Source organism: Curtobacterium sp. MCBA15_008, from assembly GCF_001865065.1.
GTDB lineage: Bacteria > Actinomycetota > Actinomycetes > Actinomycetales > Microbacteriaceae > Curtobacterium.
The window spans coordinates 12,832-38,608 of record NZ_MJGN01000016.1; the positions used below are offsets into that span (position 1 = coordinate 12,832).

Below are 25,777 nucleotides of genomic sequence, written 5' to 3' on the forward strand. Positions count from 1 at the left end.
CTGGCACCGTGCCTCCCGTCGATTCCGCCACCTGTCCGTACCCTTGTGGTTACGTAACTGAAGTGGTACACATGGTGCATGGACGCGATCTGGGGAGCACTGGCCGACGGACACCGGCGGACCATGCTCGCGGCGCTCCGCGACCGGCCGATGACGGTGAACGAACTCGCCGACCTCGTACCGATCGCGCGGCCCGGCGTCTCCCGGCACCTCCGCGTGCTGCGCGAGTCCGGCCTCGTCGAGGCCGAACCGGACGCGCAGCGACGGGTGTACCGGCTCCGGACCGAGCCCCTGACCGAGATCGACGAGTGGCTGCGGCCCTACCGCGATCGGTGGGACCAGCGCCTCGACGCGCTGGACACCGAGGTGGCCCGTGGCCGAAACGAACGGAAGGCACGAGGATGACGACGACGACGTCCGGCACGGTCCGGATCGAGGAGGACGGCACCGGGACGGTGCAGATGGACCGGGTCTACCCGACCGGGATCCACGACCTCTGGGACGCGATGACCGTCCCGGATCGACTGGCGCGGTGGCTCGTGGTGTCGCTCGAGGGCACCCCGGCACTCGGCGCCACCGTGCACGCGCAGTTCACCAGCCACTGGGACGGCACCGTCCGCATCGACACGTGCGACCGCCCCGAGCACGTCAGCGTCACGATGACCTCCGGCGGCGCGACGACCGTGACCGAGGCCTGGCTCACCGCCGTCGACGACGGGCACACCCGGCTCGTGCTCGAGGAACGCGGGTTCCGCGCCGACGAGGTCGCGGACCACGGCGCCGGGTGGCAGGTGCACGTGGAGGACCTCGGCACCGTGCTCGCGGGCGGGTTCCCGGAACCGTGGCTGCCGCGCTGGCAGGCGCTCCACCCCGGGTACGTCGACTCGCTCTCCTGAGGGTCCCCGCAGAGCGTCCCGGCGGAGTGCCGCGAGGTCTTTGTCCTCGCAAGCGAAGGTGATATTCAACATATCGAATCGGCTAGCGTTGCCGCGTGCCCCAGTACATCTCCGCGATCATCCTCGCTGCCCCGGCCGCCCTCGGCGTCGCTGCCGTCCTCCTCCGCGTGCTCGCGCGTCGCTGGCCGGGCGACGACGGCGTCGCCGGCCCCCGGTCCGGCTCGTGACCGCCACGACCGACGAGCGACTCCCGACGGCGCGACACGCGGGCGCACCTGCTCGCGTCGTCGGCAACGTCCTCGTACTGGCCGTCTGCGTCGCCGTCGTGACCGGGGTGCTCGGGCGTGGCCTGGACTCCGCCCCGCGCGCGGTGTTCGCCGCCATCGCGATCGCCACGCTCGCGCAACTGGTGTGCGGGATGATCCCCGACCGGCTGCAACGTCGCCCGGGGGGTGCCACCGAACACCAGGTCGTCGTGGCGCTGGTACCCGTCTACAACGAGGACCCCGCTGCCCTCCGGCGGTGCCTCCGCTCCTTCTTCGAGCAGACCCGTCGGCCGGACGTCGTCGCGGTGGTCGACGACGGCTCCACGGCGGCGGACTACGCGGACGTCCGGGCGTGGTTCGGCGCCACGGCCGCAGCGGCGGGTGTCGTCGGACTGTGGACCCGGACCGAGAACCGCGGCAAGCGTCACGCGCAGGTCCGCGGGCTCGAGATGGCCGGCGAGGCCGACATCGTCATCACGGTGGACAGCGACAGCATCCTCGACCGCCGAGCCGTCCGGAACGGGCTCGTGCCGTTCGCGGACCCGAAGGTGCAGTCCGTCGCAGCGCTCATCCTCACCACGAACTACCGCGGCAGCCTGCTCGCCCGGTGGATGGACGTCTCGTGTCTCGGTCTCCAGCTGTTCGAGCGATCGGCCTTCTCGCGCTTCCGTGCGGTCATGGTGAACTCGGGCGGGTGCGCGCTGTACCGGGCGGCCGTGGTCCGGGACAACGTCGACGCGTACCTCGGCGAGACGATCCTCGGTCGTCCCGTCCAGTTCTCGGACGACAGCATGCTCACCCTCTTCGCGCTCCGCCGGGGACGTGCGGTCCAACGTGAGGACTGCTTCGCCTTCACGCTGATGCCGACCGGCTTCGACCACCACGTCCGGCAGCAGCTCCGCTGGATGCGCGGTTCGTTCATCCGGTCGATCTGGCGGATGCGCTACCTGCCGCTCGACCGGGCCGCGTACTGGTTGCACCTCGTGAAGTGGGTGCTCTACGCCCTGGTCACCGCGACACTCGTGGCCCTCGTCGTCGACGGCACGCTGTTCGACTGGAGGACGATCGCGAGCGGACTCGCCGCGGCGATCGCGCTGTACGTCTCCGCCGTGCTGCGGTACGCCCTCGTCGTGCGCTCGGACCAGAGTGCAGCGCAGCGGGTGCTGACCCTCGCCACCGCGCCCGTCGCGGCCGTCTGGGGGCTGACGGTGCTCCGCGTGCTCCGCTGGTACGCCATCGCCACGTTCGTCCGGACGGGCTGGGGGACGCGCGACGAGATCGAGGTGCGGGACACGACCGTCCTGCGGTGACACCGCGCGGCTCACCCGCCGCTGCGCATCCGCCACGTATCCTCGCTGCGATGAACCGCCTGGGAACCGCACTGCTCGCCGCGATCGAGGCGGTCGTGACGGTCGGCGTCGGCCTCGGGATCGCCCTGGTCCCGCTGACCCTGCTCTGGGGCTTCGAGTACGGCCTGCAGATCGACTGGGACGTCTTCTGGAAGGCCACGGGGAGCGTCTGGCTCGTCGGGCACGGCGTCGACGTGTCGTTCCTGCTCGGGGCCGCGCTGGCGAAGTCCTCCGGGGTGAGCGGTGCCGCCGACCCGATCCACGTCACGCTCGCGGCGCTGGGCTTCGCGATCGTGACGGCCTGGCTCGCCGCACGTGCCGGCCGACGGTTCGCCGAGACCGAGCACCGGACGACGGGCCTCCTGGTCGGCACGGTGGTCGTCGCGGCCCTCGGGCTCCTGGTCGCGCTGTCGACCCGGTCCGCGGCCACGCAGCCGACGATCTGGCAGGCCGTCGTCCTGCCGGCGCTCTGGTTCGGGATCCCGGCGCTCGCGACCTCCGAGGTCTGCCGTCGTCGGCGCGGCCTGCCCGCCGACGTGCTCACGCAGCGCGTGCTGGACCTGCTCGACCGGGTCCCGGCGACGTGGCGCGCGGTGGCGGCGTTCGGACTCCGCGCGGGGACCGTGGCCACCGCGGCGGTCGTCGCCGTTGCCGGGGTCGTCGTCGCGCTCCTGCTCTTCACCTCGTTCGCCGAGGTCATCTCGCTCTACGAGCGGTCGCACGCCGGCATCGTCGGCGGCATCGCGCTCACGGTCGGGCAGCTCGCGTTCCTGCCGGACTTCGTCGGCTGGGCGACCTCGTGGCTGGTCGGCCCCGGCTTCGCGATCGGCACCGGGTCGAGCGTGTCCCCGATCGGCACCATCCTCGGGCCGATCCCGGGCCTGCCGGTGTTCGGCGCACTGCCGGCGTCCGGCCACACGTTCGGGCTGGTCTGGGTGCTCGTGCCCGTCGTCGCCGGGTTCGCCGCCGGTGGTCTCCTGCGCCCGCGGCTCGTGGCGGCCCTCGGCAGGGCGAACTCGGCCCTGCACCGGGCGCTCGGTGGCGTCGCCGCCGGTCTGGTCGCCGGCGTGCTCACTGGCCTCGTCGCCTGGCTCACCTCCGGTTCGTTCGGCCCCGGTCGACTCGCCGACGTCGGCCCGCACGCGCTCGTGGTGGGGGCCTTCGCCGCCCTCGAGGTCGGGCTGCCGGCGGTCGTGGCGCTCGCCGCCGGGAGCGACCTGGTCCGGATGCCCGAACGCGGCTGGGGCCGCGAGCGCTGGCACGAGTCCGAGGACGAGGTCGCCGAGCACGAAGGATCGCTGCTCGCCGCGCTCGACCAGGCTGGGGCCGGTCGGACGACGAACGTGCACCGGTTCGTGGTCGAGGAGACCCACGGCGCGACCGAGCCGGCCGCGCGACGAGGGACCCCGACGACCGTCGACCAGCCCACCGAGCCGATCGGCGACGACGACGAGCCCGAGGTGCCGGGCGGGCGCGACCTGCCGGGCGCTCCCGACCGCCGTGGGACCGGCCGCGTGGCGGAGCCGGCCGAGCGGTCGGAGGCGAGCCGTGCCTCCAGGCCGACCGCCGACACGGACGCCGGTGCCGGTGCCGGCGGCGGTGCCGGTGCTGAGGCCGATCCCGATGCCGACGTCGCCCTGCCGGACTGGGCGCGCACCGACGTCGTGGCGGCGGACCGCGTCGCCGATGCCCCGCGACCCGCACGTGGCGGAACCGCCGGCACGATCCGCGACCGGCTGCGCGGCGCGGCGGACGGCGTGCGCGAGCGGGCCGGTGAGCTCCGCGACCGCGTGACCGGTGCCGACGCCGAACGCGACGACCACCGCCCCGCTGACGCGGAACCCCTGCCGACCGCTCCCGGCACCGAGGCGCAGCCGGCGTTCCCGTGGAGCACCGAGGAGTTCGTGGCGGGCCGCGACGACGTGGACGAGGACGCTCCCGAGCCGGACGTGCGCCCCCAGGCCGCGCCGTCGGGACCGAAGTGGGACGCGACCGACCAGATCCCCGACGAAGAACTGCCGTGGTGGCGGCGTCCGAAGGGCGACCGGTAGCGCCGATCGGCAGACCGCCGTCGCACGACGACCGGCCCGGTAGGGTTGGTCTCGTGCTCGAACTGGTCGTCCTGATCTCCGGTGCCGGCTCGAACCTCCGGGCCCTGCTCGACGCGACCCTCGACGCGGAGTACCCCGCCCGGGTCGTCGCCATCGGTGCCGACCGCGACGCCGAGGGGCTCCAGTTGGGCGAGGAGTACTCGATCCCGACCTTCGCGGTGCCGTTCTCGCGGTTCGACTCGCGCGAGGAGTGGGGCCGCGAACTGGCCGCGCAGATCCGACCGTGGACGCCGGACCTCCTCGTGCTGTCCGGCCTCATGCGGCTGCTGCCGCCCGCGGTGGTGTCCGAGTTCGGCCCCGCGATCATCAACACCCACCCCGCGTACCTGCCCGAGTTCCCCGGCGCCCACGGCGTGCGGGACGCCCTCGCGGCCGGGGTGACCGAGACCGGCGCCAGCGTGATCAAGGTCGACGACGGCGTCGACAGCGGTCCGATCCTGGCGCAGGAACGCGTCCCGGTGCTGCCGGGCGACTCCGAGTCGACGCTGCACGACCGCATCAAGCCCGTCGAGCGACGCCTGCTCATCCAGACCATCCTCGACATCGCCAACGGCACCACCGACCTGAAGGGCACCCCGAGCGCATGAGCGTGCACGCAGCCGACCCCAGCCTGTACCGCGACCGGGACACCGTCCCCGTGCGGCGGGCGCTCATCTCGGTGAGCGACAAGTCCGGGCTGCTCGAGCTCGCCGGGGCCCTCGCCGAGTCCGGTGTCGAGATCGTGTCGACCGGCTCCACGGCGCAGACCATCCGTGACGCCGGCTTCGCGGTGACCGACGTCGCTTCCGTGACGGGCTTCCCGGAGTCCCTCGACGGCCGCGTGAAGACGCTGCACCCGTCGGTGCACGCCGGGCTGCTGGCCGACCTCCGGCTCGAGTCACACGAGCAGCAGCTCGGCGAGCTCGGCATCGAGCCGTTCCAGCTCGTGGTCGTCAACCTCTACCCGTTCGTCGAGACGGTGGCCTCCGGCGCCGACACCGCGACCGTGGTCGAGAACGTCGACATCGGCGGCCCCGCGATGGTCCGCGCGTCGGCGAAGAACCACCCGAACGTGGCGATCGTCGTGTCGCCCGGGTCCTACGCCGAGGTCGTCGAGGCCGTCCGTGCCGGTGGCACCACGCTCGAGCTCCGGAAGCGCCTCGCCGCGCAGGCGTTCGCGCACACCGCCGCGTACGACACCGCGGTCGCGTCGTACTTCGCGAGCGACGTGGTCGCCGAAGCCGCCGCCGAGCCGACGACGGTGCGTGACATCGAGACGCCCGGGGCCTTCGACGAGCACCTCGCCGTCACCGCCGACCTGTCCAGCACGCTCCGCTACGGCGAGAACGCGCACCAGGCGGCTGCGCTCTACACGAGCGAGGGTGGCACCGGGATCGCCCAGGCGACGCAGCTGCACGGCAAGGAGATGTCGTACAACAACTACGTCGACGCCGACGCCGCCGTCCGTGCCGCGTACGACTTCGACGAGCCCGCCGTCGCGATCATCAAGCACGCCAACCCGTGCGGCATCGCGATCGCGTCCGCCGACGCCGTCGACCCGATCGCCTCGGCACACGCCGCGGCCCACGCCTGCGACCCGCTGTCCGCCTTCGGTGGCGTGATCGCGGCGAACCGCCCGGTGACGGTCGGCATGGCCGAGACGGTGAAGGACATCTTCACCGAGGTCGTCGTCGCGCCGGCGTTCGACCCCGAGGCCGTCGAGATCCTGTCCCGCAAGAAGAACATCCGCCTGCTCACGCTGCCCGCCGACTTCGCCCTCGCCCCGCGCGAGGTCAAGCAGATCTCCGGTGGCTTCCTCGTGCAGGACGCCGACCGCTTCACCGGCTTCGACCAGTCGACCTGGAACCTCGTCGCTGGCGAGCCGGCGGACGACCAGACCCTCGCCGACCTGGCGTTCGCGTGGAAGGCGAGCCGTGCGGTGAAGTCGAACGCGATCCTGCTCGCGAACCAGGGCGCGAGCGTCGGGGTCGGCATGGGGCAGGTCAACCGGGTCGACTCGTGCCACCTCGCGGTGACCCGTGCGGGCGAGCGTGCCGCGGGGAGCGTCGCCGCGTCGGACGCGTTCTTCCCGTTCGCGGACGGGCTGCAGGTGCTCCTCGACGCCGGGGTCCGCGCCGTGGCGCAGCCGGGTGGCAGCGTCCGCGATGACGAGGTCATCGCCGCCGCGACGGCAGCGGGCGTGACGATGTACTTCACGGGCGAGCGGCACTTCTTCCACTGACGCGGCCGGGGCGCCCCGCTGCTCGGGCCGGGCGCCCGGGTTTCGTCCATCCGTTGTGGGAATGTCCGGCACCCTATTGCGCGCTGAGAGTCACTGTGAATAGTCTGTAAGGCTCCGCGACAGGCACGCCGACGGCCCCGCACCACAGGAACACCACGGGTCGGCGGCACCGCGGACACAACGGTGACGAAGACGACGACTGGAGTGACGATGAACACGACGACCGGAATCGTGGCGACGGATGCCCGTGCGGATGTCGTGTCCCTCGTGGGGACCGCTCCCGACGCACGACCGTTCGGGGGTGCGCTCGTCACTCGAGACCGCCCCGCCGAGCCGGCCGTCGCGCCGCACCCGTACCGGGGTGCGCCCGCCGTCACGGCACCGCTGTCCGCGTAGGGCTGTCTCCCACAGCCACCGGACGGTGATCGCCGGCTCAGCCGACGACACCGACCACGGGCCCGCGCGAGCCCACGCCTGAACCCGGGGGACGACTGTCTCCCGGTGCACTCCGACCGAACCGACGCCGCTCGACCAGCGGCGGCGGGCGACCGCGACGAGACCGCAGCGCACCCGACCAGGGTGGGCACGGCCCGAGTCGCGACCGACCTGCTCGGCCGACGACCACCACGCAACGGACACCGAGCCTCCAGACCGGACCTGCCGCGACAGCGGCTCCCGGCCAGCAGGCCCCGGCACGACGCACGAGGACGCAACCGCATGTCCAAGACGCCAGACCAGGCGCGCCCGTCCACCGACCGCCCATCGACCTTCCGCGCGATCGCGCGGATCTACCCCTACGTGAAGCCCTACAAGGGCCGCCTCATCGCCGGCATGGCCGCGGCGATGGGAGCCTCCCTCGTCGCGCTCGCGATCCCCTACGTCCTGCAGTGGCTCGTCGACGGCCCGCTGTCCTCGAAGGACTCCGCGCAGATCTGGCCGGCCGGCCTCGGCGTGCTCGCCCTCGGCATCCTCGAGGCGTTCTTCATCGCCTCGCGGCGCCGCATGGTGATGCGCCCGTCGACCCGCATCGAGACGAGCATGCGGAACGCGCTCTACGCGAAGCTGCAGGACCTGCCGGTGGCCTTCCACGACCGCTGGGAGTCGGGGCAGCTGCTGTCCCGGTCGGTCTCCGACCTGTCGCTCATCCGCCGCTGGCTGGCGTTCGGCGTCGTCCTGCTCGTCGTCAACATCGTCACGATCGTCGTCGGCTTCGTCGTGCTGTTCACCTTCGGGTGGCTGCTCGGCCTGATCTTCCTCATCGCGTCGATCCCGCTCTGGATCAACGGGCTGCTGTTCGAACGCCGGTACTCCGTCGTCGCGCGCCGCAGCCAGGACCAGGTGGGCGACCTCGCGACGAGCGTCGAGCAGTCGGTGCACGGCATCCGCGTGCTCAAGGCGTTCGGTCGCGGCGGCCACAAGCTCGAGGAGTTCAGCGAGCAGGCCGAGGCGCTCCGCGGCACCGAGATCAAGAAGGCGAAGGCCATCGCGAGCATCTGGCTGTGGCTGCTGCTCGTGCCGGACGTCGCGTTCGCACTGTGCCTCCTCGCGGGCATCTACCTCGCGTCGCAGGGGCAGCTGTCCGTGGGCCAGCTGTTCGCGTTCTTCGCGACCGCGACGGTGCTGCGGTTCCCGATCGAGTCGATCGGCTTCCTGCTCTCGATGACGTTCGACACCCGCACGGCGGTCGACCGCTTCTTCGAGGTCATGGACTCCGAGAACACGATCACGGACCCCGAGCACCCGAAGACGATCGCCGAGCCGCACGGCGCGCTGTCGTTCAACGCGGTGCACTTCCGGTACCAGGACTCCGCGCCGCAGTACCCCGACCTGATCAACGGGGTCGAGCTGCAGCTCGAGCCGGGCGAGACGATGGCCCTCGTCGGGCTCACCGGCTGCGGCAAGACCACGCTGCTGTCGTTGGTGCCGCGGCTGTACGACGTGACGGGTGGCTCGGTGACGATCGACGGGGTCGACATCCGTGACCTCACCCGCGAGGAACTGCGCCGCCACGTCGGCGTCGCCTTCGAGGACGCCACCCTGTTCTCGACGACGGTGCGTGAGAACGTGCTGCTCGGTCGCCCGGACGTCACCGGTGCCGAAGCGGACGCCCTGATGCGCGAGGCGCTCGACATCGCGCAGGCCTCGTTCGTGGACGACCTGCCCGACGGCGTCGACACCCGGGTCGGGGAAGAGGGACTGTCCCTGTCCGGTGGGCAGCGGCAGCGCCTCGCGCTCGCCCGTGCGATCGCGGCCCGGCCGTCGGTGCTCGTCCTCGACGACCCCCTGTCCGCGCTCGACGTCGACACCGAGGCGCGGGTCGAGGCGGGTCTCCGCCGCGTCCTCGCCGAGACCACGTCGCTCATCGTGGCGCACCGTCCGTCGACGGTGACGCTCGCGGACCGCGTCGCACTCATGGAGAACGGCGTCGTCACCGCCGTCGGCACCCACTCGGAGCTGATGGCCACCAACGACCACTACCGCTACGTCATCTCGTCGCTCGACGAGGACGACGCCACCGCACGAGAGGAGGCGATGGCATGAGCCAGCAGGAGAAGAACCTGCCGGTCGACACGTCGGCCGGGCCTGGAGGCGCGGATCCCGTCGTCGACGACATCGCCGACACGCAGTCTGCCGCGCCCGTCACCGCATCGATCACCACCCTGGGCGTGCGCGGCGAGGAGCGTGAGGACTTCACCAAGGCGGAGAGCAAGCGCCTGCGGCGTCGCTCCCTCGCCCTGCTCGGTTCCCTCGCGGCCCCGCTCAAGCTGCGCCTGGTGCTGCTCGGCATCGTCGTGGTCGTCTCCACGGCGGGCACCGTCGCGGGTCCGGCGCTCATCGCGTGGGGCATCGACAACGCCCTGCCGGCGGTGCTGGACCAGAACGACTGGGTGCCGGCGTTCGCGGTCGTCGCGACGTACATCGTCGTGGCGGTCCTCGGCGCGGTGCTGACCGCCTGGTACACCGTGCTCGCGGCGCGGATCAGCCAGGCGATCCTGTTCGACCTGCGCAAGCGGGTGTTCCTGCACACGCAGCGGCTGTCGCTCGAGTTCCACGAGACCTACACGTCCGGTCGGATCATCTCCCGCCAGACGAGTGACCTCGACTCCATCCGGGAACTCCTCGACTCCGGCCTGAACCAGCTCATCCAGGGCGTGCTCTACATGGTGTTCACGGCGGTGGCGCTCGTCGCCCTGGACCCGACGTCCGGGCTCGTGCTCGCGGTGTCGCTCGTGCCGCTGTGGTTCCTGATCCGCTGGTTCCAGACGAACTCGCAGACGCTGTTCCGCGCCACCCGTGTCACCTCGGCGCGCGTGATCGTGCACTTCGTCGAGACGATGACGGGCATCCGGGCGGTGCAGGCGTTCCGCAAGGAGTCCCGCAACCGCGACGAGTACGGCGGCTTCGTCGAGGACTACCGGGTCGCGAACACCAAGGTGTTCAACCTGTTCGGCACGTTCGACCCGGTCCTCGTCCTGATCGGCAACGCCACGCTCGCGGCGGTCGTCATCGTCGGCGGCTTCCGCATCGTCGGCGGGACGCTCGAGGTCGGCGCGCTGCTCGCGGTCGCGCTGTACGCCAAGCGCTTCTTCGACCCCGCGCAGGAACTCGCGATGTTCTACAACGGGTACCAGTCGGCGTCCGCGGCGATGGAGAAGATCTCCGGCGTGCTCGAGGAACGGCCGAGCGTGCCGGACCCCGCGAAGCCGGTGAAGGTCACCGACGCCTCCGGCAAGATGGACTTCGACGACGTCGTGTTCGCCTACAACAAGGGCAAGGTCGTGCTCCCCGAGTTCGACCTGCACATCCCGGCGGGGCAGACCATCGCGCTCGTCGGGTCCACCGGTGCCGGTAAGTCGACGCTCGCGAAGCTCATGGCGCGCTTCTACGACCCCTCGCAGGGGTCCGTGCAGCTCGACGGGGTGGACCTGCGCGAGATCGACCCGAAGGACATGCGCCGCGCGATCGTCATGGTCACGCAGGAGGCGTACCTGTTCTCCGGCACCGTCGCCGACAACATCGCGCTCGGCAAGCCGGGGGCCTCCCGCGCCGAGATCGAGGCGTCGGCGAAGGCGGTCGGCGCGCACGAGTTCATCATGGCGCTGCCCGACGGGTACGACACCGACGTGAACAAGCGCGGCGGTCGCGTCTCGGCGGGCCAGCGGCAGCTGCTCTCGTTCGCGCGGGCGTTCATCGCCGACCCGAAGGTGCTCATCCTCGACGAGGCGACGGCGTCGCTCGACATCCCGTCCGAGCGGCTCGTGCAAGAGGGGTTGGAGACCCTGCTCGCGGACCGCACGGCCGTGATCATCGCGCACCGGCTCTCCACCGTCGCGATCGCCCACCGGGTGCTCGTGATGGAGTACGGCCGGATCGTCGAGGACGGCACACCGGAGGACCTCATCTCCGGCACCGGCCGGTTCGCCCAGCTGCACGCGGCCTGGCGCGACTCGCTCGTGTAACGGCCCGGACGACCGCCCTGCCGCACCCCGCGACGAACATCGCGCCCCGTCACCACGGGGCGCGATGTTCGTGTCCGGGCGCGATGCACGCGATCGACGTGGTTGGCTTGGGGCATGAGCAACGACAGCGTGCAGCCCGGCGGCGTCGCCCTGCGCGACCCCTTCTACGGGGCACCCTTCGCCGAGGCCGTCCGACGGTTCTGGCGGAAGTACACGGTCTTCACCGGACGGGCGTCCCGCTCCGAGTTCTGGTGGTGGTGGATCACCTCGTTCGCGATCGGGCTCGTGCTGCAGCTCGTGCCGCAGGCGTTCACGCCGAACACCCCGGTGCTCGAGAACCCGGTCGGGTCCTACCTGTTCATGCTGTGGGTGCTCGTGACCCTGATCGGATCGCTCGCCCTCGGCGCCCGACGCCTGCACGACGCCAACCTGTCCGGCTTCTGGCAGTTCCTGCACATCCTGGTCGGCATCGGGTCGCTCGTGCTGTTCGTCATGTTCCTGCTGCCCTCGAACCCGAAGGGCGCCCGGTTCGACGCCTGATCCGCGTCGATCCGATCCGGGTCGATCCGATCCGGGTCGATCCGATCCGCGTCGATCCGTGAGCGGTCAGAACGGGTCGTCCGCGTCCGTGGCGGGCGACCAGCGCGCACGACGCATGTCGATCCTCCAGGCCGACGGCCCCTGCACGAGCGGCGTGCCCTCGGCGCGGTAGTGCTCGTGCGCCCGGGCCTCGTGGTGGACCGGGGGCAGTCCGCCGGACCGGACCACACGCCACCACGGCAGGTCGGCGCCCTCGTGGGCCATCACCTTGCCGACGGCGCGGGAGGCGCGGGAGCCGAGGGCCGCGGCGACGTCCCCGTAGGTCATCACGCGTCCGGCCGGGATGAGCCGCACGACCTCGGCGACGGCGGCCCCGAAGTCGGCCGGGTCGTCCTGGGACACCGCTAGAGCGTCAGGACCGCGAAGTGGTCGCCGTACTGGGTCTCACGGACGACCTCGAACCCGACGGCGCGGAAGAACGCCTCGGGGCTGTCGTCGCCACCGGGCTCGTACACGACGGTCAGGCGCTCGAGCCCGCGGCTGCGTGCCTCGTCCGCCAGCCCGTGCACGGCGAAGCGCCCGACACCGCGGCCCTGCGCCGTGGCGGAGACGTTCACGCGCCAGATCGCGCTGCGCAGTTCTTCCTCGGAGTTGTCCTGATCGAAGGTGCCGATGATCATGCCGACGACGTCGTCGCCGTCGAGCACGACACGTGTCCACGCGGAGCTCGGCTTCACGTCGGACTCCGCGACGCCGTAGGTCGTCGGCTGCACGAACTGCTCCTGCCCGGGCTTGAGCGTGAGGGAGTTGGCCGCGGCAGCGGTCGAGGCGGAGAGTTCTTCGAGGCGGAGGTCCGTCATGCCGCTCAGGCTAACGGTGCGACCCGTCCGGGGGCCAGCGCGACGGGGAGACCGATACCGCACCGTTGCTGCACCGACGGCGCGGTATGGTCGCGACATGGCAGAACATCGGCGTGGGGCGAACCTCCCGTCGATCGGCGGGTTCAACCGCACCGTCGTGCTCGACGCGGTGCGCCGCTCGCCCGACGGACTCAGCCGCGTGGAGCTCGCGTCGCGCACCGGCCTCAGCGCGCAGACGGTCTCGAACGTCACGCGGTTCCTCATCGAGGCGGGGATGATCGCGGAGTCGGGCACGGTCGTGTCCGGGCGCGGCAAGCCCCGCACCATCCTCCGGCTCGAGGCCGGGAGCCGCTACGCCGTCGGGGTGCACGTCGACCCGGCCGTCGTCACCTACGTGCTGCTCGACCTCGCCGGCACCGTCGTCGCCGAGACCACGACCTCGACGCCGACGGCCGACGACCCGTCCGAGGTCGTCCGCACCATCGCGACGGCGGTCGACCGGCTCGTCACCGACGCCGAGATCGACGTCGACGCCGTGCTCGGCGTGGGCATCGCGAGCCCCGGCCCGATCGACGTCGACGCCGGCGTGGTGCTCGATCCGCCGTTCCTGCCGCGGTGGCGGGACGTCCCCCTGCGCGACGCGCTCGCCGAGGCCACCGGCTACCCGGTGCTGCTCGAGAAGGACGTCACCGCTGCGGTCGTCGGTGAGATGTTCCTGGCGGGGGAGTCCTCGGCGCGGAACTTCGCCTTCGTGTACTTCGGCACCGGGTTCGGCGTCGGCCTGGTCGTCGACCACGAGCCCGTGCGCGGCGTCGGGTCGAACGCGGGCGACGCCGGGCACATCATGGTCGACCAGGGCGCCCTCGCGGGGACCCCGGACAGCGCCGGGACCCGCGGCGAGGTCGGGGCCGCCGTCGCGCCGGACCGGCTCGTGCAGATCGGCCGGTCACGTGGACTGGCCCTGTCCGGCGCGGACACCGGTGACGGGGTGGCCGAGGTCGACCGCGCGTGGGACGAGCTGGCGGCGGCGATCGACGTGGGGGACCCGACGGCGATCGGGCTCGCCGAGGACGCCGGGGCGGTCATGGGCAACGCGGTCGTCCTCATCGTGAACCTGCTCGACATGGACCGCGTGGTGTTCGGCGGTCCGTTCTGGTCGCGGGTGTCGAGTGCCGCGCTGCCCGCGGCACGGGCGGCGATCGTCGACTCGCCGTTGCTCGTGCCGAAGCACCCGGTGGTGGTCGACGAGAGCGACCGCGGCGCCGACGTCGCCGCGGTGGGTGCGGCGTGCCTCGTGCTCGACGCGGCGCTGTCGCCGCGCGCGAGCGCCCTGCTCATCCGGCGCTGAAGCCGGGAGCCGCCGCGGCGCGGTGGACCCGACCACCGTCGAACCGGACCTGCGGGGCGGGGCTGCGCCGCGCCTCCCGGCGGCCGTGCGCAGCACCTGTCGTTCACCTCGACGCCACCGTCCGGACGCCCGGATGCTGAACAGTCGTGCAGGTCCCCCCCCCGAACTGCCCGAGAAGGACTCTGCATGCGTTCCCCTGCCCTGCGCTCCGTCGCCTCCGTCGCGGTCGGCCTCGTCGTCGCCGCCGGCGTGATATCGGCCTCCCCCGCGACCGCTGCCGTCGGTGACGACGACCCCACCGTCGGGACGACCGACGCGAACGGCCTCGTCGTCAACGAGGTCGAGTCGAACGCCGACGACACCGACTGGGTCGAGCTCCGGAACACGAGCGCCGTCGCGATCGACCTGTCCGGGTACGCGTTCCTCGACGACGACAGCTCGCACGACGCGTACGTCCTGCCGGCGGGGTCGAGCATCGCCGCGGGCGGGTACTTCGTGATCGACCAGGTGTCGGCGACCGCCCCCGGGTTCGACTTCGGGCTCGGCGGCGCGGACACCGTGCGGGTGTACGACCGCGACGGCGACCTGGCGCTGCGGTACTCGTGGACCGCGCACGCCGCGGTGACGTACGGCAGCTGCCCGGACGGGTCGGGCGTGCTGGTCGACACCACCGCCTCGACCAAGGGCGCGGCGAACGACTGTTCCTCGCCGGTTCGCATCAACGAGGTCGAGTCGCAGGACGGGACCCCGGGTGACTGGGTCGAGCTGACGAACACCGGCACGACCGCGGTGTCCCTCGCCGGGTACGTCCTGCGCGACAGCGAGGACACCGCCGACCACGCGCACACGATCCCGGCCGGCACCACGGTGGCGCCCGGTGCGTTCACCGTGCTGGACGAGGCGGACTTCGGCTTCGGGCTCGGCAAGGCGGACTCGGCGCGGCTGTTCGACCCGCGCGGGCAGCTCGTCGACTCGACCTCCTGGACCGCGCACGCCGCCACGACGTACGGCCGGAACCCCGACGGCACCGGCGCCTTCGCCGAGACCGCCGAGCCCACCAAGGGCACGGCGAACCGCTTCGCCGGTGTTGTGACCGCCGAGCCCTGGCCCGGCGGCCCGGACGAGACCGTGCTCGACGACGAGGACACCTTCACGGGCGACCTGAGCGGCCTCGACTGGACGACCTCGCCGACCTCGGCCGACGGGCAGCTGTGGGCCGTGCAGAACGGCGACGGACTGCTCTACCGCATCGTCTCGGACGGCAAGGGCGGCTGGAGCCCGGCGAACGCCACCGGCACGGAACTGCACTACGCCGACGGATCGGGCACGCCCGACGCCGAGGGCGTGACCGTCACGGCCGACGACCCCGGTGCGGTCTACGTCTCCACCGAGCGCGACAACGACGTGTCGAAGACGAGCCGCCCCGCGGTCCTGCGCTTCGCCACCACCGACGGTTCCCAGACGACGCTGAACGCCACGGACGAGTGGAACCTCGCGGCGGACTTCCCCGGTCTCGGCGCGAACTCCGGCCTCGAGGGCGTCACCTGGATCCCGGACTCGTGGCTCACCGCGCACGGCTTCGCGGACGAGCGCACCGGAGCCGCGTACGTGCCCTCCACCTATGCCGGGCACGGCGACGGGCTGTTCTTCGTCGGGGTCGAGGGGACCGCGAGCGTGTACGCCTACGCCCTGATGGACGACGGCTCGGCCCAGCGGGTCGCCACCATCGCGACGCCGTTCGACCTGGTGGCCGACGTGCAGTTCGACCCGACGCTCGACGCGCTCTGGGTGGTCTGCGACGAGGCGTGCTCCGGCCGTACGGCGCTGTTCGAGGTGACGGACGGGGCGTTCACGGCGACGGCGGTGCACGAGGCGCCGTCCCCGGCCGTCCGCACCCTGGCCAACGAGGGCTTCGCGATCTCGGGAGTCTGCACCGACGGGGTCCGCGCCACGTTCTACGCCGACGACAACGACACCGACGGCTTCTCGCTGCGCACGGGGACCTACCCGTGCACGGACGAGGGCACCGGCCCGACGCCTGCCCCGACGCCCGGCCCGACGCCGGAGCCGACGCCTGCCCCGACGCCGGGCCCGACGCCGGAGCCGACCCCCGCGCCGGTGCCGGTGCCGACCCCCGCGCCCGTGCCGTCGGGCTTGCCGACGACCCCGGCCACGACGTCCCCGTCCGCGCCGGTCGCACCCTCGGAGTCGTCGCTCACCGACGGCAACCGCGGCTCGGTGTCCGCGCCGGCCTCGGCCCGCCCGGGAGCGACGATCACCATCGGCGTCGGCACCCGGTACGCCGGTGACCGCGTCAGCGTGTGGATGTTCTCGACCCCGACGCTGCTCGGAACGGTGACGGTCGCCGCGGACGGCACGGTCTCGGCGACCGTCCCCGAGGACGCTCCGGCAGGGCTCCACCGCATCGTGGTGACGGCGGCCGACGGCACGGTGCTGGGCTGGACGACGATCACGATCGACCCGGTCACCGGGGAGCTCGCCTTCACGGGCGCTGACCTGTCGGCCGGGGTCGCGGCTGCGCTGCTGCTCCTCGCCGCCGGCGCCGGGGTGCTCGTGGTGCGTCGCCGCCGTACCGCCCGCGCCGCGTAGCCGGGGCGTCGATCCCGTTGACGGAGCAGAAGTCGGCGGGCCGACTTCGGCAACCCGACGATTTCTGCTCCCTCGACGAGTACCAGCACCACAGCGCCACCGGCGGCGGCGGTAGCGTCGACGGGTGAGCATCGAGATCCTCCGGTACACCGCGTTCGCCTCCGAGCCCGGGGGAGGGAACCCGGCTGGCATCGTGCTCGACGCCGCGGGGCTCTCCGACGACGAGATGCTCGACATCGCCCGACAGGTGGCCTACCCCGAGACCGCGTTCGTGGTCGGGGAGACGCCCACGGGCCCTCGCGTCCGCTACTTCTCGCCTGCGGCCGAGGTGCCGTTCTGCGGGCACGCGACGATCGCCACCGCCGTGGTGCTCGCGGAGCGGGACGGCCTCGGCCGCCGGGTCTTCACCACCGCTGCGGGCGAGGTTGCCCTCGACGCCACGAGCGCTCCGGACGGCGGGGTGCAGGTCGCGATGACGAGCGTCGAGCCGGCGACGCGGCCGATCGACCCGGAGGTCCGCGACCGCCTGTTCGCACTGCTCGGGCTCACCCTCGACGACGTCGCCGAGGGCTTCCCCGTGCTCGAGTCCTTCGCGGGGAACTGGCACCCGGTGATCGGGCTCGACGACGAGGAGCTGTTCCACCAGTTCCGCTTCGCGCCGGCGTCGCTCGCCGCGCTCAAGGCCGAGGCTGGCTGGTTCGGCACCGTCACCGTGCTGCACCGGACGGCGGCGCTCGAGTACGAGGCGCGCAACCTGTTCCCGGCCGGCCGCATCACCGAGGACCCGGCGACGGGGTCGGCCGCGGCGTCCACGGGGGCGTACCTGCGCGAGGTCGGGGCCGTCGAGGCCGGCGACCGCGTGGTGATCCGGCAGGGGCGGCACGTCGGGCGCCCGAGCATCCTGCTGGTCGACGTGCCGGCGTCGGGAGGCATCACGGTGACGGGGAGTGCGACCCCGGTCCGCTGACGCTCGCGCGTTCCTTCCCATCACGTCCGCGATGGGAGGTCGAACTGCGCGTCGACAGTCGAAAGTCCCGACTGCCTATGCGCGATTCGCCCTCCTGTGCGCGGTTCGGCACCCGGCGACGGTCCCGGGGCGCCCTGCGACGGCCCCGGGGCGCCCCACGACTGACCGGTACCCGAACCGTGACCGTACCGACACGGAAAACCCTTGACACCATTAAGTCAATACGGTGGACTAACTGTGCGCGCGGGCGATGGAGCCCGCGGTCGTCACCCGTGCAAAGGAGCACCGATGAAACGCACCCGCATCATCGCCGGACTCGCAGCCGTGGCCGTCGCCGCGGTCGGTCTGGCAGGCTGCTCGAGCTCGGGGTCCGCCTCGAGTGACACCATCAAGATCGCGTACCAGAAGTTCGGCGCCTTCCAGCAGCTCGACGCCCAGATGAAGGTCGTCAAGAAGGAGTACGAGAAGGACAACCCGGGCAAGAAGGTCACCCTCGTCCCGATCCAGGCGCAGGGCAACGACTACTACACGAAGCTCGCCCTGATGAACAAGGCGCCCGCCACCGCGCCGGACGTCATGTACGAGGACACCTTCCTCGTGAAGGCGGACGCCCAGGCCGGGTACCTGCTGCCGCTCGACAAGTACACGGCGAAGTGGAAGGACTGGGACCAGTTCTACGACAACGCCAAGCAGGCGGGCGAGGGCGTCGACGGCAAGACCTACGGCGTCCCGATGGGCACCGACACCCGTGCCCTCTGGTACAACAAGGACATCTTCCAGAAGGCCGGCCTGCCGGTCCCGTGGCAGCCGAAGACGTGGGACGACGTGCTCGCGGCGGCGAAGACCATCAAGGAGAAGCAGCCGGACGTCATCCCGTTCAACATCTACTCCGGCAAGGCGCAGGGTGAGGCCTCGACCATGCAGGGCTTCGAGATGCTGCTGTACGGTGCGGACGGCTCCGGCAACACCCTCTACAAGGACAAGAAGTGGGTCACCGGCTCGAAGCAGTTCGAGGACTCGCTCAAGTTCGTGAAGGACGTCTACCAGGGCGGCCTCGGCCCGACACCGCAGCAGGCGCTCGACACGAACGTCGGCACGACCATCGCCCAGACGTGGCTGCCGCAGGGCAAGCTCGCGATCGACCTCGACGGCTCGTGGCAGTCCGGTACCTGGCTGAAGTCCGGCACCGCTCCGTGGCCGGAGTGGAACGACGTGATGGGCCAGGCACCGATGCCGACGCAGAACGGTCAGGACCCGGGCTACAACTCGATGTCCGGTGGCTGGACCCTCGCGGTGGGCAAGAACTCGAAGAACCCGCAGGCGGCGTTCGACTTCATCACGAACTTCCTCGACAAGGACGGTTCGCTGAAGTACGACACCGAGAACAGCCAGATCGCCGTCCGGAAGGACGTCGCCGAGGACCCCGCGTACACGGACGCCAACCCGACGTTCAAGTTCTTCTCCGGGCTCGTGGAACACACGAACTTCCGCCCGGCGACGAGTGACTACTCGCAGGTCTCGAACGCCATCCAGGTCGCGATGGAGGCGGTGATGACCGGGCAGCAGACACCGAAGCAGGCAGCTGCTGCCTACGACACCGCCGTCGTCCAGACGGTCGGCAAGAAGAACACGGTCTCCGCGAACTGACGGAACAGTGACGGACTGGCGCGGACCGCTGAGAGATGCCGCGAAGCGGTATGCGGTCCGCGCCGGTCGAGCCTGCGAGACCGGACGTGGCGGCGCCGCCACGCGCCTCCAGTCCGGTCCACCCCACCTTCGGAACCCCCTCCGCACCCGGAAGGCAACCCCCTTGTCCAGCACCCCCCTCGCGCCGACGCTGTCGGCGCCCGGTGCGCCGAAGCGCACCGACCCGCCGGTTCCGCGCAAGCGGAAGCCGCTGCGGAACGTGGGTCGAGCGGTCCCGCTCCTCCCCGCCCTCGTCCTCCTCGTCATCTTCCTGCTCGGCCCCGTCATCTCGTCGTTCTACGGGTCGTTCACCAACTCCGCCCTGACCGGCGCCGGCGCTGCGGACCAGCAGTTCGTCGGCCTGAAGAACTACGTCGAGCTCTTCCAGGACCCGGACTTCCCGAAGTCGGTCATCCTGACGATCGTGTTCCTGCTCGCCTCCGCGGTGGTCGGGCAGAACGTGCTCGGGCTCGGCCTCGCGCTGCTCATGCGCTCCGCGAACAAGGTCGTCCGCTCGATCGTCGGCACCTTCGTCGTCGCCGCGTGGGTCCTGCCCGAGATCGTCGCCTCGTTCGCGGCCTACGCGTTCTTCAACGACGAGGGCACGCTCAACGAGTTCCTGAAGTCGATCGGGATCAGCGGGCCGAACTGGCTCTACACCTACCCGATGCTCGCGATCATCCTGGCGAACATCTGGCGCGGCACCGCGTTCTCGATGCTCGTCTACTCGGCCGCCGTGCAGGAGGTCCCCGAGGAGATCACCGAGTCCGCCGAGGTCGACGGGGCCACCGGCTGGCAGCGGCTCGTGTACATCACGCTGCCCGTCATCCGCCGGAGCATCTCGACGAACCTCATGCTGACGACGCTGCAGACGCTGTCGGTGTTCACCCTCATCTTCGTGATGACCGGGGGCGGGCCGGGCACGAACTCGTCGACCCTGCCGATCCTCGCCTACCAAGAGGCGTTCAAGTTCTCGCAGCTCGGATTCGGGACGGCGATCGCGACCATCCTGCTCGTGGTGGGGGCGGTCTTCTCGATCATCTACATCCGCGCGCTCAAGCCGGAGGTGGACTGATGGCCATCACTGCCCCGTCCCTCGACCCGACCACGACCCGCTCGGTCACCGCTCCCGGGTCGCTCCACATGACCTCGCCGCGCGGCCGGACCATGCGCTGGGTGGCGAACGTCGTGCTGCTCGTCATCGCGGTCTGCTTCGCGGTGCCGCTGCTCTGGCTGGTGTTCGCCTCGCTCGACGCCCAGGCCTCGCTGTCGGTGAAGCTGCCCTCGCAGTTCACGCTCGACAACTTCGCGAAGGTGCTCACGCCGGAGCTGTCGTTCATCCCGCTCGGCAACAGCCTGCTGCTGTCCGGTGGCACCGCCATCGTCACCGTCGTCGTCGCGATCCTCGCCGCGTACCCGCTGTCCCGCTACAAGATGCGCGTCAACAAGCCGTTCCTGTACAGCATCCTGTTCGGCACCGGTCTGCCGATCACGGCGATGATGGTGCCGGTCTACGCGCTGTTCGTCTCCCTCAACCTCATCGACAACATCTACGGCTGCATCTTCTTCCTCGCCGCGACGAGCCTGCCGATGGCGATCTGGATGGCGAAGAACTTCATGGACTCGGTGCCGATCTCCCTCGAGGAAGCGGCCTGGACCGACGGCGCGTCGATGTTCACCACGCTGTGGCGGATCGTCATCCCGCTCATGCGCCCGGGCATCGCCGTCGTGTTCATCTTCGTGTTCATCCAGGCGTGGGGGAACTTCTTCGTCCCGTTCGTCCTGCTGCTCTCGCCCGACAAGGTGCCCGCCGCGGTGAGCATCTTCAACTTCTTCGGGCAGAACGGGGCGGTGGCCTACGGGCAGCTCGCCGCGTTCTCGATCGTGTACTCCGTGCCGGTCATCGCCCTCTACGTCCTCGTGTCCCGGGGCCTCGGCGGCGGCAACGCCCTCGCCGGTGGCATCAAGGGCTGACGCCCGGACACGCGGGCCGCCCCCGCTGACCGTCCTCACTGACCGTCCCGCTGACCGTCCCGCTGGAAAGGAACCACCTCCATGCACCACGACGAACCACTCGTCGAAGCCCGGATCGCCCGACTCGTCCGGGACCGCATCGACCCCGCGGTCCACCGTAGGTCCGCGCCCGTCGAGATCGCGGCCTGGACCGTGCCGGACGAACCGGTCCCGTTCTCGGTCGCGGTGGACGCCGCGTACGAGCCGTTCGAGGTCGGGTCGTCCTGGGGCGGCCGCCCGTGGGGCACCACGTGGTTCCGGATCCGCGGCACCGTGCCGTCGGACTTCGGGACCGCTCCCGGCACCACCACCGAGCTCCTGGTCGACCTCGGGTTCACCAAGCGGCACCCCGGGTTCCAGGCGGAGGGTCTCGCCTGGCGTCCGGACGGCTCGACCATCAAGGGCATCGAACCGAAGAACGACACCGTGCCGCTCGAGGTCGGTCCCGGTGAGTCGTTCGAGCTCTACGTCGAGGCCGCGGCCAACCCGGACATCGGCGGCGACGGCTTCCAGGGCGCGACGCCGCTCGGGTCGCGTTCCACCGCCGGGACGAAGCCGATCTACGAGGTGCACCGGCTCGAGCTCGTCGAGCGCGACGACACCGTGTGGGAGCTCCAGCAGGACTTCTGGGTCCTGCGTGGCCTGATGGCCGAACTGCCCACCGACGGCACCCGGGGCGCGGACATCCTCCGCGCGCTGGAGCGAGCGGCCGACGCAGTGGACCCCGACGACGTCGCCGGCTCCGCTGCCGACGCCCGCGCGGTCCTGGCGCCGGTGCTCGCCGTCCCCGCCAGCGCCGCCGCCCACCGGGCCGTCGCCGTCGGCCACGCGCACATCGACTCCGCCTGGCTCTGGCCCGTCCGCGAGACGATCCGGAAGTGCGCCCGCACCTTCTCGAACGTGCTCGACCTGATGGACCGCGACCCCGACTTCACGTTCGCGTGCTCGTCCGCGCAGCAGTACGCCTGGATCCGTGACGGCTACCCGTCGATCTGGGCACGGATCAAGGAGCGCGTCGCCGAGGGCCGGTGGATCCCGGTCGGCGGCATGTGGGTCGAGTCCGACACGAACCTGCCCGGCGGCGAGGCACTCGCACGGCAGTTCGTCGCCGGCAAGCGCCTGTTCCTCGAGGAGTTCGGCATCGACACCCCGGAGGCCTGGCTGCCCGACTCGTTCGGCTACACCGGTGCCCTGCCGCAGATCGTCCGTGCCGCCGGCTCGAAGTGGTTCGTCACGCAGAAGCCGTCGTGGAACGAGACGAACGTCATCCCGCACACCTCCTTCCACTGGGAGGGCATCGACGGCTCGCGGGTGCTCACCCACCTGCCCCCGGCGGACACCTACAACTCGGACGTCTCACCCGCCGACCTGCACCGCGGCGAACGGGGCAACAAGGAGCGCGGCGTCGCGAACACCTCGATGCTCCTGTACGGCTTCGGCGACGGCGGCGGCGGCCCCACCCGTGAGATGGTCGCCGCAGCCCGGCGCCAGCACGACCTCGACGGCTCGCCGCGGGTCGACCTCGGCACCCCGGCCGAGGTGTTCGAGGAGCTCGAGGCAGCGCTCCCGACACCCGCCGTGTGGTCGGGGGAGATGTACCTCGAGTTCCACCGCGGCACCTACACGTCGCAGATCCGCACGAAGCAGGGAAACCGGCGGTCCGAGCACCTGCTGCGCGAAGCCGAACTGTGGGCGGCCACGGCTGCCGTGCGGCTCGGGCTCGACTACCCGTACGAGGAACTCGAGGAGGTCTGGCACACGGTCCTGCTGCAGCAGTTCCACGACATCCTGCCGGGGTCCTCGATCGCCTGGGTCTACGAGAACGCCGAGGAGAACTACGCCCGCGTCGCCGGGGTGCTCGAGGGGCTGATCGGCAACGCCACCAGCGCGCTCGCGAACGGTGGGGCCGCGGCGCTCGCCGGGGTCGGGGCGTCCTCGACGTCCGTCGCCGGTGGTGGGAGTGCGCTGCTCGACGCCCCGTCCGACGCATCCGGCAGCGCCGTCGGCGGCGGCGCCACCGTCGGCACGGTCGTGCGGTTCAACGCGTCCCCGGTGACGGCGGACGGCGTGACCGGGCTGGGTGGTGCGCCGGTCGACGCGGCGCGACCCGTGCCTCCCGTCCGGAACGGCGACCGCTTCGTCTTCGACACCGGCGTCGTCACCGCGACCATCGACGCGGGCGGCCACGTCGTGTCCCTCGTCGACCACGCGACCGGACGCGACGCCGTCGCGCCCGGCGCCGTCGCCGCGCAGTACACAGTGTTCCGCGACACCCCCAACCAGTGGGAGGCGTGGGACATCGACCGCGCGTACCAGCGCAGCGGCACCGTGCTCGACGCGTCGTCGGTCGAGGTGTCCGGCGACCAGCTCGTCGTGACCCGGCCCTTCGGGTCGTCGTCGATCACCACGCGGTACTCGGCGGTCGCCGGGCAGCCGGAGCTGACCATCGAGACCGAGGTCGAGTGGCACGAGAAGCAGAAGCTCCTCAAGCTGGCGTTCCCGCTCGACGTGCGTGCGGCCTCGGCCTCGAGCGAGATCCAGTTCGGGCACATCGACCGGCCGACGCACCAGAACACCTCGTGGGACATGGCTCGTTTCGAGACGTCCGCGCACCGCTGGGTGCACGTCGCCGAGCCCGGGTTCGGGGTCGCCGTCGCGAACGACTCGACGTACGGGCACGACATCACCCGCTCGACCCGTCCGGACGGGGGCACCACGACGCTCGTCCGTGAGTCGCTGCTGCGCGCACCGACGTTCCCCGACCCGTCGGCCGACCAGGGACACCACGTGTTCCAGACCGTGCTGCGCGTCGGTTCCTCGGTGCTGGACGCTGCCGACTCCGGGTACCGGCTCAACCTGCCGGTGCGCTCGGTGGCCGGCACGACCACGGTGGAGCCGCTCGTCGTGGTGTCGTCGCCGCAGGTGTTCGTCGAGGCCGTGAAGCTCGCCGAGGACCGCTCCGGCGACGTGGTCGTGCGGCTCTACGAGGGCTCGGGCGGCCGCGCGTCGGACGTCGGGGTCGACTTCGGGTTCGACGTCGCTTCGGTCGCGGCGGTCGACCTGCTGGAACGCCCGCTCGGCGATCAGTGGGAGTCGGGGGAGCCGGTCGTGCTCACGCTCCGACCCTTCGAGATCGTGACACTGCGGGTACGACGGGCCTGAGGCAGCGGGCCCGCCGGAGAGACCGCGGCGCCGGACGGGACACGGGTGCGTTCCGTCCGGCGCCGTGTTGCGCGCGGGGTGGGTGGCTTGGGCTGGGCGGGTGGTGGTTCCGCGCGTGGGGGGCCGTTCCGCGCGTAGGAAGAGGAATTGCGCATAGTAGGCAGGTTCTTCCTGCTTCCCATGCGCGATTGCGCTTTCCACTTCACGTGCGATGGGTAGAAAGCGTTGTCCTCCACAGGGGCGCCAGCCAGGAGGCCCGTCAACAGTTCGCCTCGCCCGGCACCATCCCGCGTGGGCCGTCCAGGACCGTGGGGACATGGAACTGCCACTCGCGATCTTCCGCTCCAGCCCGCTCCACGAGGCCGGCCGCTCAGGCGCCACACTGCGTCGGCGTGCCGCTGGGGACGGCCCCGATCGGGTGGTCCGCGTGGGCCCGAACGCGTTCGTGCGTGGTGCCGACTGGGACGCTGCGGGGCCCCGTCAGCGGTACGTCACGCAGGTGTTCGCGCGGCTCGGGCGGCGCAGCGTCGCAGCCGTCGGATCCCACGCCTCCGCGGTGGCCGTGCACGGGCTGCCGTGGATCGGACCGTGGCCGGATGACGTCCACCTCACGGTGCCGAAGTCGCAGTACCGATCACGATCGAGGTCGTTGGTCCTCCACACCCGTCCGGTCCTGAGCAACGAGGCCGTGCAACACCGTGGACTCCGGTTCACCACGGTCGCACGGACGGTGGCCGACGTGGCGCTCAGCGGCGATGCCCGGTCCACCGTCGTCGTCGCGGACGCAGCGCTCCGGCAGGGGACGACCCGATCCGAGCTGTCCCGGGCACTCGGAGGCCTGCCCCATCACCGTGGGCACGCCATCGCGACGCGGTCACTCGAGCTCGCCGACGCACGCTCCGGGTCGCCTGCGGAGTCGTTCGCTCGCGTGGTGTTCAGGGAACTCGGGCTCCCCGCGCCGGTGCTGCAGCAGGCCTTCACGGTCGACGGACGTCGGTACGAGGTGGACTTCTGGTTCCCGGAGCAGGGCGTCGTCGTCGAGTTCGACGGGAGAGCGAAGTACACGCAGGAGCGGTACCGCAACGGTCGGACGCCGACGGAGGTCCTCCTCGAAGAGAAGCGTCGACACGAACGGCTGCTCACCGTGCCCGGTGTGCGGACGATCGTCCGGCTGGAGTGGCGCGACCTCTGGGACCTCGAGCGCCTCGCACGACGACTCCGGTCGGCGGGGCTGCCCTGCCCGGTCCGGCCGCTGCGCAGCGCGAGGGGGCTGACCGCGTGACGGTGC

The 25,777-nt window shown here is 71.5% G+C and carries 21 protein-coding genes; 19 read left to right on the plus strand and 2 right to left on the minus strand.

Going from position 1 to position 25,777, the window contains the following annotated elements; translation table 11 throughout:
- Positions 1–78 precede the first annotated feature (78 nt).
- The 11 genes from BIU96_RS08215 (at position 79) to BIU96_RS08260 (ending at position 11,843) form a co-directional block, all read left to right on the plus strand.
- On the plus strand, positions 79–405 hold the full coding sequence (locus tag BIU96_RS08215; protein ID WP_071292133.1) for a helix-turn-helix transcriptional regulator: 327 nt from the start codon (positions 79–81) through the stop codon (positions 403–405).
- Complete coding sequence (locus BIU96_RS08220; RefSeq protein WP_071292134.1) at positions 402–896, plus strand: SRPBCC domain-containing protein; 495 nt, start codon at positions 402–404, stop codon at positions 894–896. The genes BIU96_RS08215 and BIU96_RS08220 overlap by 4 nt, the downstream gene beginning before the upstream one ends.
- 95 nt (positions 897–991) lie before the next feature.
- On the plus strand, positions 992–1,123 hold the full coding sequence (locus BIU96_RS20380) for a hypothetical protein (RefSeq protein ID WP_302847722.1): 132 nt from the start codon (positions 992–994) through the stop codon (positions 1,121–1,123).
- Positions 1,120–2,472, plus strand: coding sequence for a glycosyltransferase (locus tag BIU96_RS08225; protein ID WP_071292135.1), 1,353 nt, complete (start codon positions 1,120–1,122; stop codon positions 2,470–2,472). The genes BIU96_RS20380 and BIU96_RS08225 overlap by 4 nt, the downstream gene beginning before the upstream one ends.
- 50 nt (positions 2,473–2,522) lie before the next feature.
- Complete coding sequence (locus BIU96_RS08230; RefSeq protein WP_071292136.1) at positions 2,523–4,562, plus strand: DUF6350 family protein; 2,040 nt, start codon at positions 2,523–2,525, stop codon at positions 4,560–4,562.
- A 53-nt stretch (positions 4,563–4,615) separates the two neighbouring features.
- Positions 4,616–5,209, plus strand: coding sequence for a phosphoribosylglycinamide formyltransferase (gene purN / locus BIU96_RS08235; protein WP_071292137.1), 594 nt, complete (start codon positions 4,616–4,618; stop codon positions 5,207–5,209).
- A complete protein-coding gene (gene purH, locus BIU96_RS08240) occupies positions 5,206–6,843 on the plus strand; it encodes a bifunctional phosphoribosylaminoimidazolecarboxamide formyltransferase/IMP cyclohydrolase (protein ID WP_071292138.1) in 1,638 nt (545 codons plus the stop codon). The genes purN and purH overlap by 4 nt, the downstream gene beginning before the upstream one ends.
- A 210-nt stretch (positions 6,844–7,053) precedes the next feature.
- Positions 7,054–7,239, plus strand: coding sequence for a hypothetical protein (locus BIU96_RS08245; RefSeq protein ID WP_139199919.1), 186 nt, complete (start codon positions 7,054–7,056; stop codon positions 7,237–7,239).
- 321 nt (positions 7,240–7,560) lie between these two features.
- Positions 7,561–9,384, plus strand: coding sequence for an ABC transporter ATP-binding protein (locus BIU96_RS08250; protein WP_071292140.1), 1,824 nt, complete (start codon positions 7,561–7,563; stop codon positions 9,382–9,384).
- Positions 9,381–11,303 (plus strand): ABC transporter ATP-binding protein, encoded by a 1,923-nt coding sequence (locus BIU96_RS08255; RefSeq protein ID WP_254786035.1) that lies wholly within the window; start codon positions 9,381–9,383, stop codon positions 11,301–11,303. Before BIU96_RS08250 ends, BIU96_RS08255 begins: the two co-directional genes overlap by 4 nt.
- Positions 11,304–11,417: 114 nt before the next feature.
- Positions 11,418–11,843, plus strand: a complete 426-nt coding sequence (locus BIU96_RS08260; protein ID WP_071292141.1) for a DUF805 domain-containing protein — start codon at positions 11,418–11,420, stop codon at positions 11,841–11,843.
- 66 nt (positions 11,844–11,909) lie between these two features.
- Here BIU96_RS08260 and BIU96_RS08265 read toward each other — a convergent pair whose 3' ends face one another.
- Positions 11,910–12,245, minus strand: a complete 336-nt coding sequence (locus tag BIU96_RS08265; protein WP_071292142.1) for an MGMT family protein — start codon at positions 12,243–12,245, stop codon at positions 11,910–11,912.
- A gap of 2 nt (positions 12,246–12,247) precedes the next feature.
- Positions 12,248–12,703 carry a GNAT family N-acetyltransferase gene (locus BIU96_RS08270; RefSeq protein WP_071292143.1) on the minus strand — a complete coding sequence of 152 codons (456 nt, stop codon included), beginning with the start codon at positions 12,701–12,703 and terminating at the stop codon, positions 12,248–12,250.
- Positions 12,704–12,800: 97 nt separating this feature from the next.
- On the opposite strand from BIU96_RS08270, the gene BIU96_RS08275 reads away from it, so the two are divergent.
- From BIU96_RS08275 to BIU96_RS08310, 8 genes are all read left to right on the plus strand, one after another.
- Positions 12,801–14,051 (plus strand): ROK family transcriptional regulator, encoded by a 1,251-nt coding sequence (locus BIU96_RS08275; protein WP_083402752.1) that lies wholly within the window; start codon positions 12,801–12,803, stop codon positions 14,049–14,051.
- Between the two features lie 186 nt (positions 14,052–14,237).
- Positions 14,238–16,661 (plus strand): lamin tail domain-containing protein, encoded by a 2,424-nt coding sequence (locus tag BIU96_RS19795; RefSeq protein WP_071292144.1) that lies wholly within the window; start codon positions 14,238–14,240, stop codon positions 16,659–16,661.
- A 124-nt stretch (positions 16,662–16,785) separates the two neighbouring features.
- Positions 16,786–17,628, plus strand: a complete 843-nt coding sequence (locus BIU96_RS08285; RefSeq protein WP_071292145.1) for a PhzF family phenazine biosynthesis protein — start codon at positions 16,786–16,788, stop codon at positions 17,626–17,628.
- Between the two features lie 288 nt (positions 17,629–17,916).
- Positions 17,917–19,275 carry an extracellular solute-binding protein gene (locus tag BIU96_RS08290; RefSeq protein ID WP_071292146.1) on the plus strand — a complete coding sequence of 453 codons (1,359 nt, stop codon included), beginning with the start codon at positions 17,917–17,919 and terminating at the stop codon, positions 19,273–19,275.
- Between the two features lie 250 nt (positions 19,276–19,525).
- Positions 19,526–20,389, plus strand: a complete 864-nt coding sequence (locus BIU96_RS08295; RefSeq protein WP_254786052.1) for a carbohydrate ABC transporter permease — start codon at positions 19,526–19,528, stop codon at positions 20,387–20,389.
- A gap of 68 nt (positions 20,390–20,457) precedes the next feature.
- On the plus strand, positions 20,458–21,288 hold the full coding sequence (locus BIU96_RS08300; RefSeq protein WP_071292276.1) for a carbohydrate ABC transporter permease: 831 nt from the start codon (positions 20,458–20,460) through the stop codon (positions 21,286–21,288).
- 81 nt (positions 21,289–21,369) lie between these two features.
- Positions 21,370–24,489, plus strand: coding sequence for a glycoside hydrolase family 38 C-terminal domain-containing protein (locus BIU96_RS08305; protein ID WP_071292147.1), 3,120 nt, complete (start codon positions 21,370–21,372; stop codon positions 24,487–24,489).
- A 316-nt stretch (positions 24,490–24,805) separates the two neighbouring features.
- Positions 24,806–25,771: a hypothetical protein gene (locus BIU96_RS08310; RefSeq protein ID WP_071292148.1), complete on the plus strand. Its 966-nt coding sequence runs from the start codon at positions 24,806–24,808 to the stop codon at positions 25,769–25,771.
- Positions 25,772–25,777: the final 6 nt, after the last annotated feature.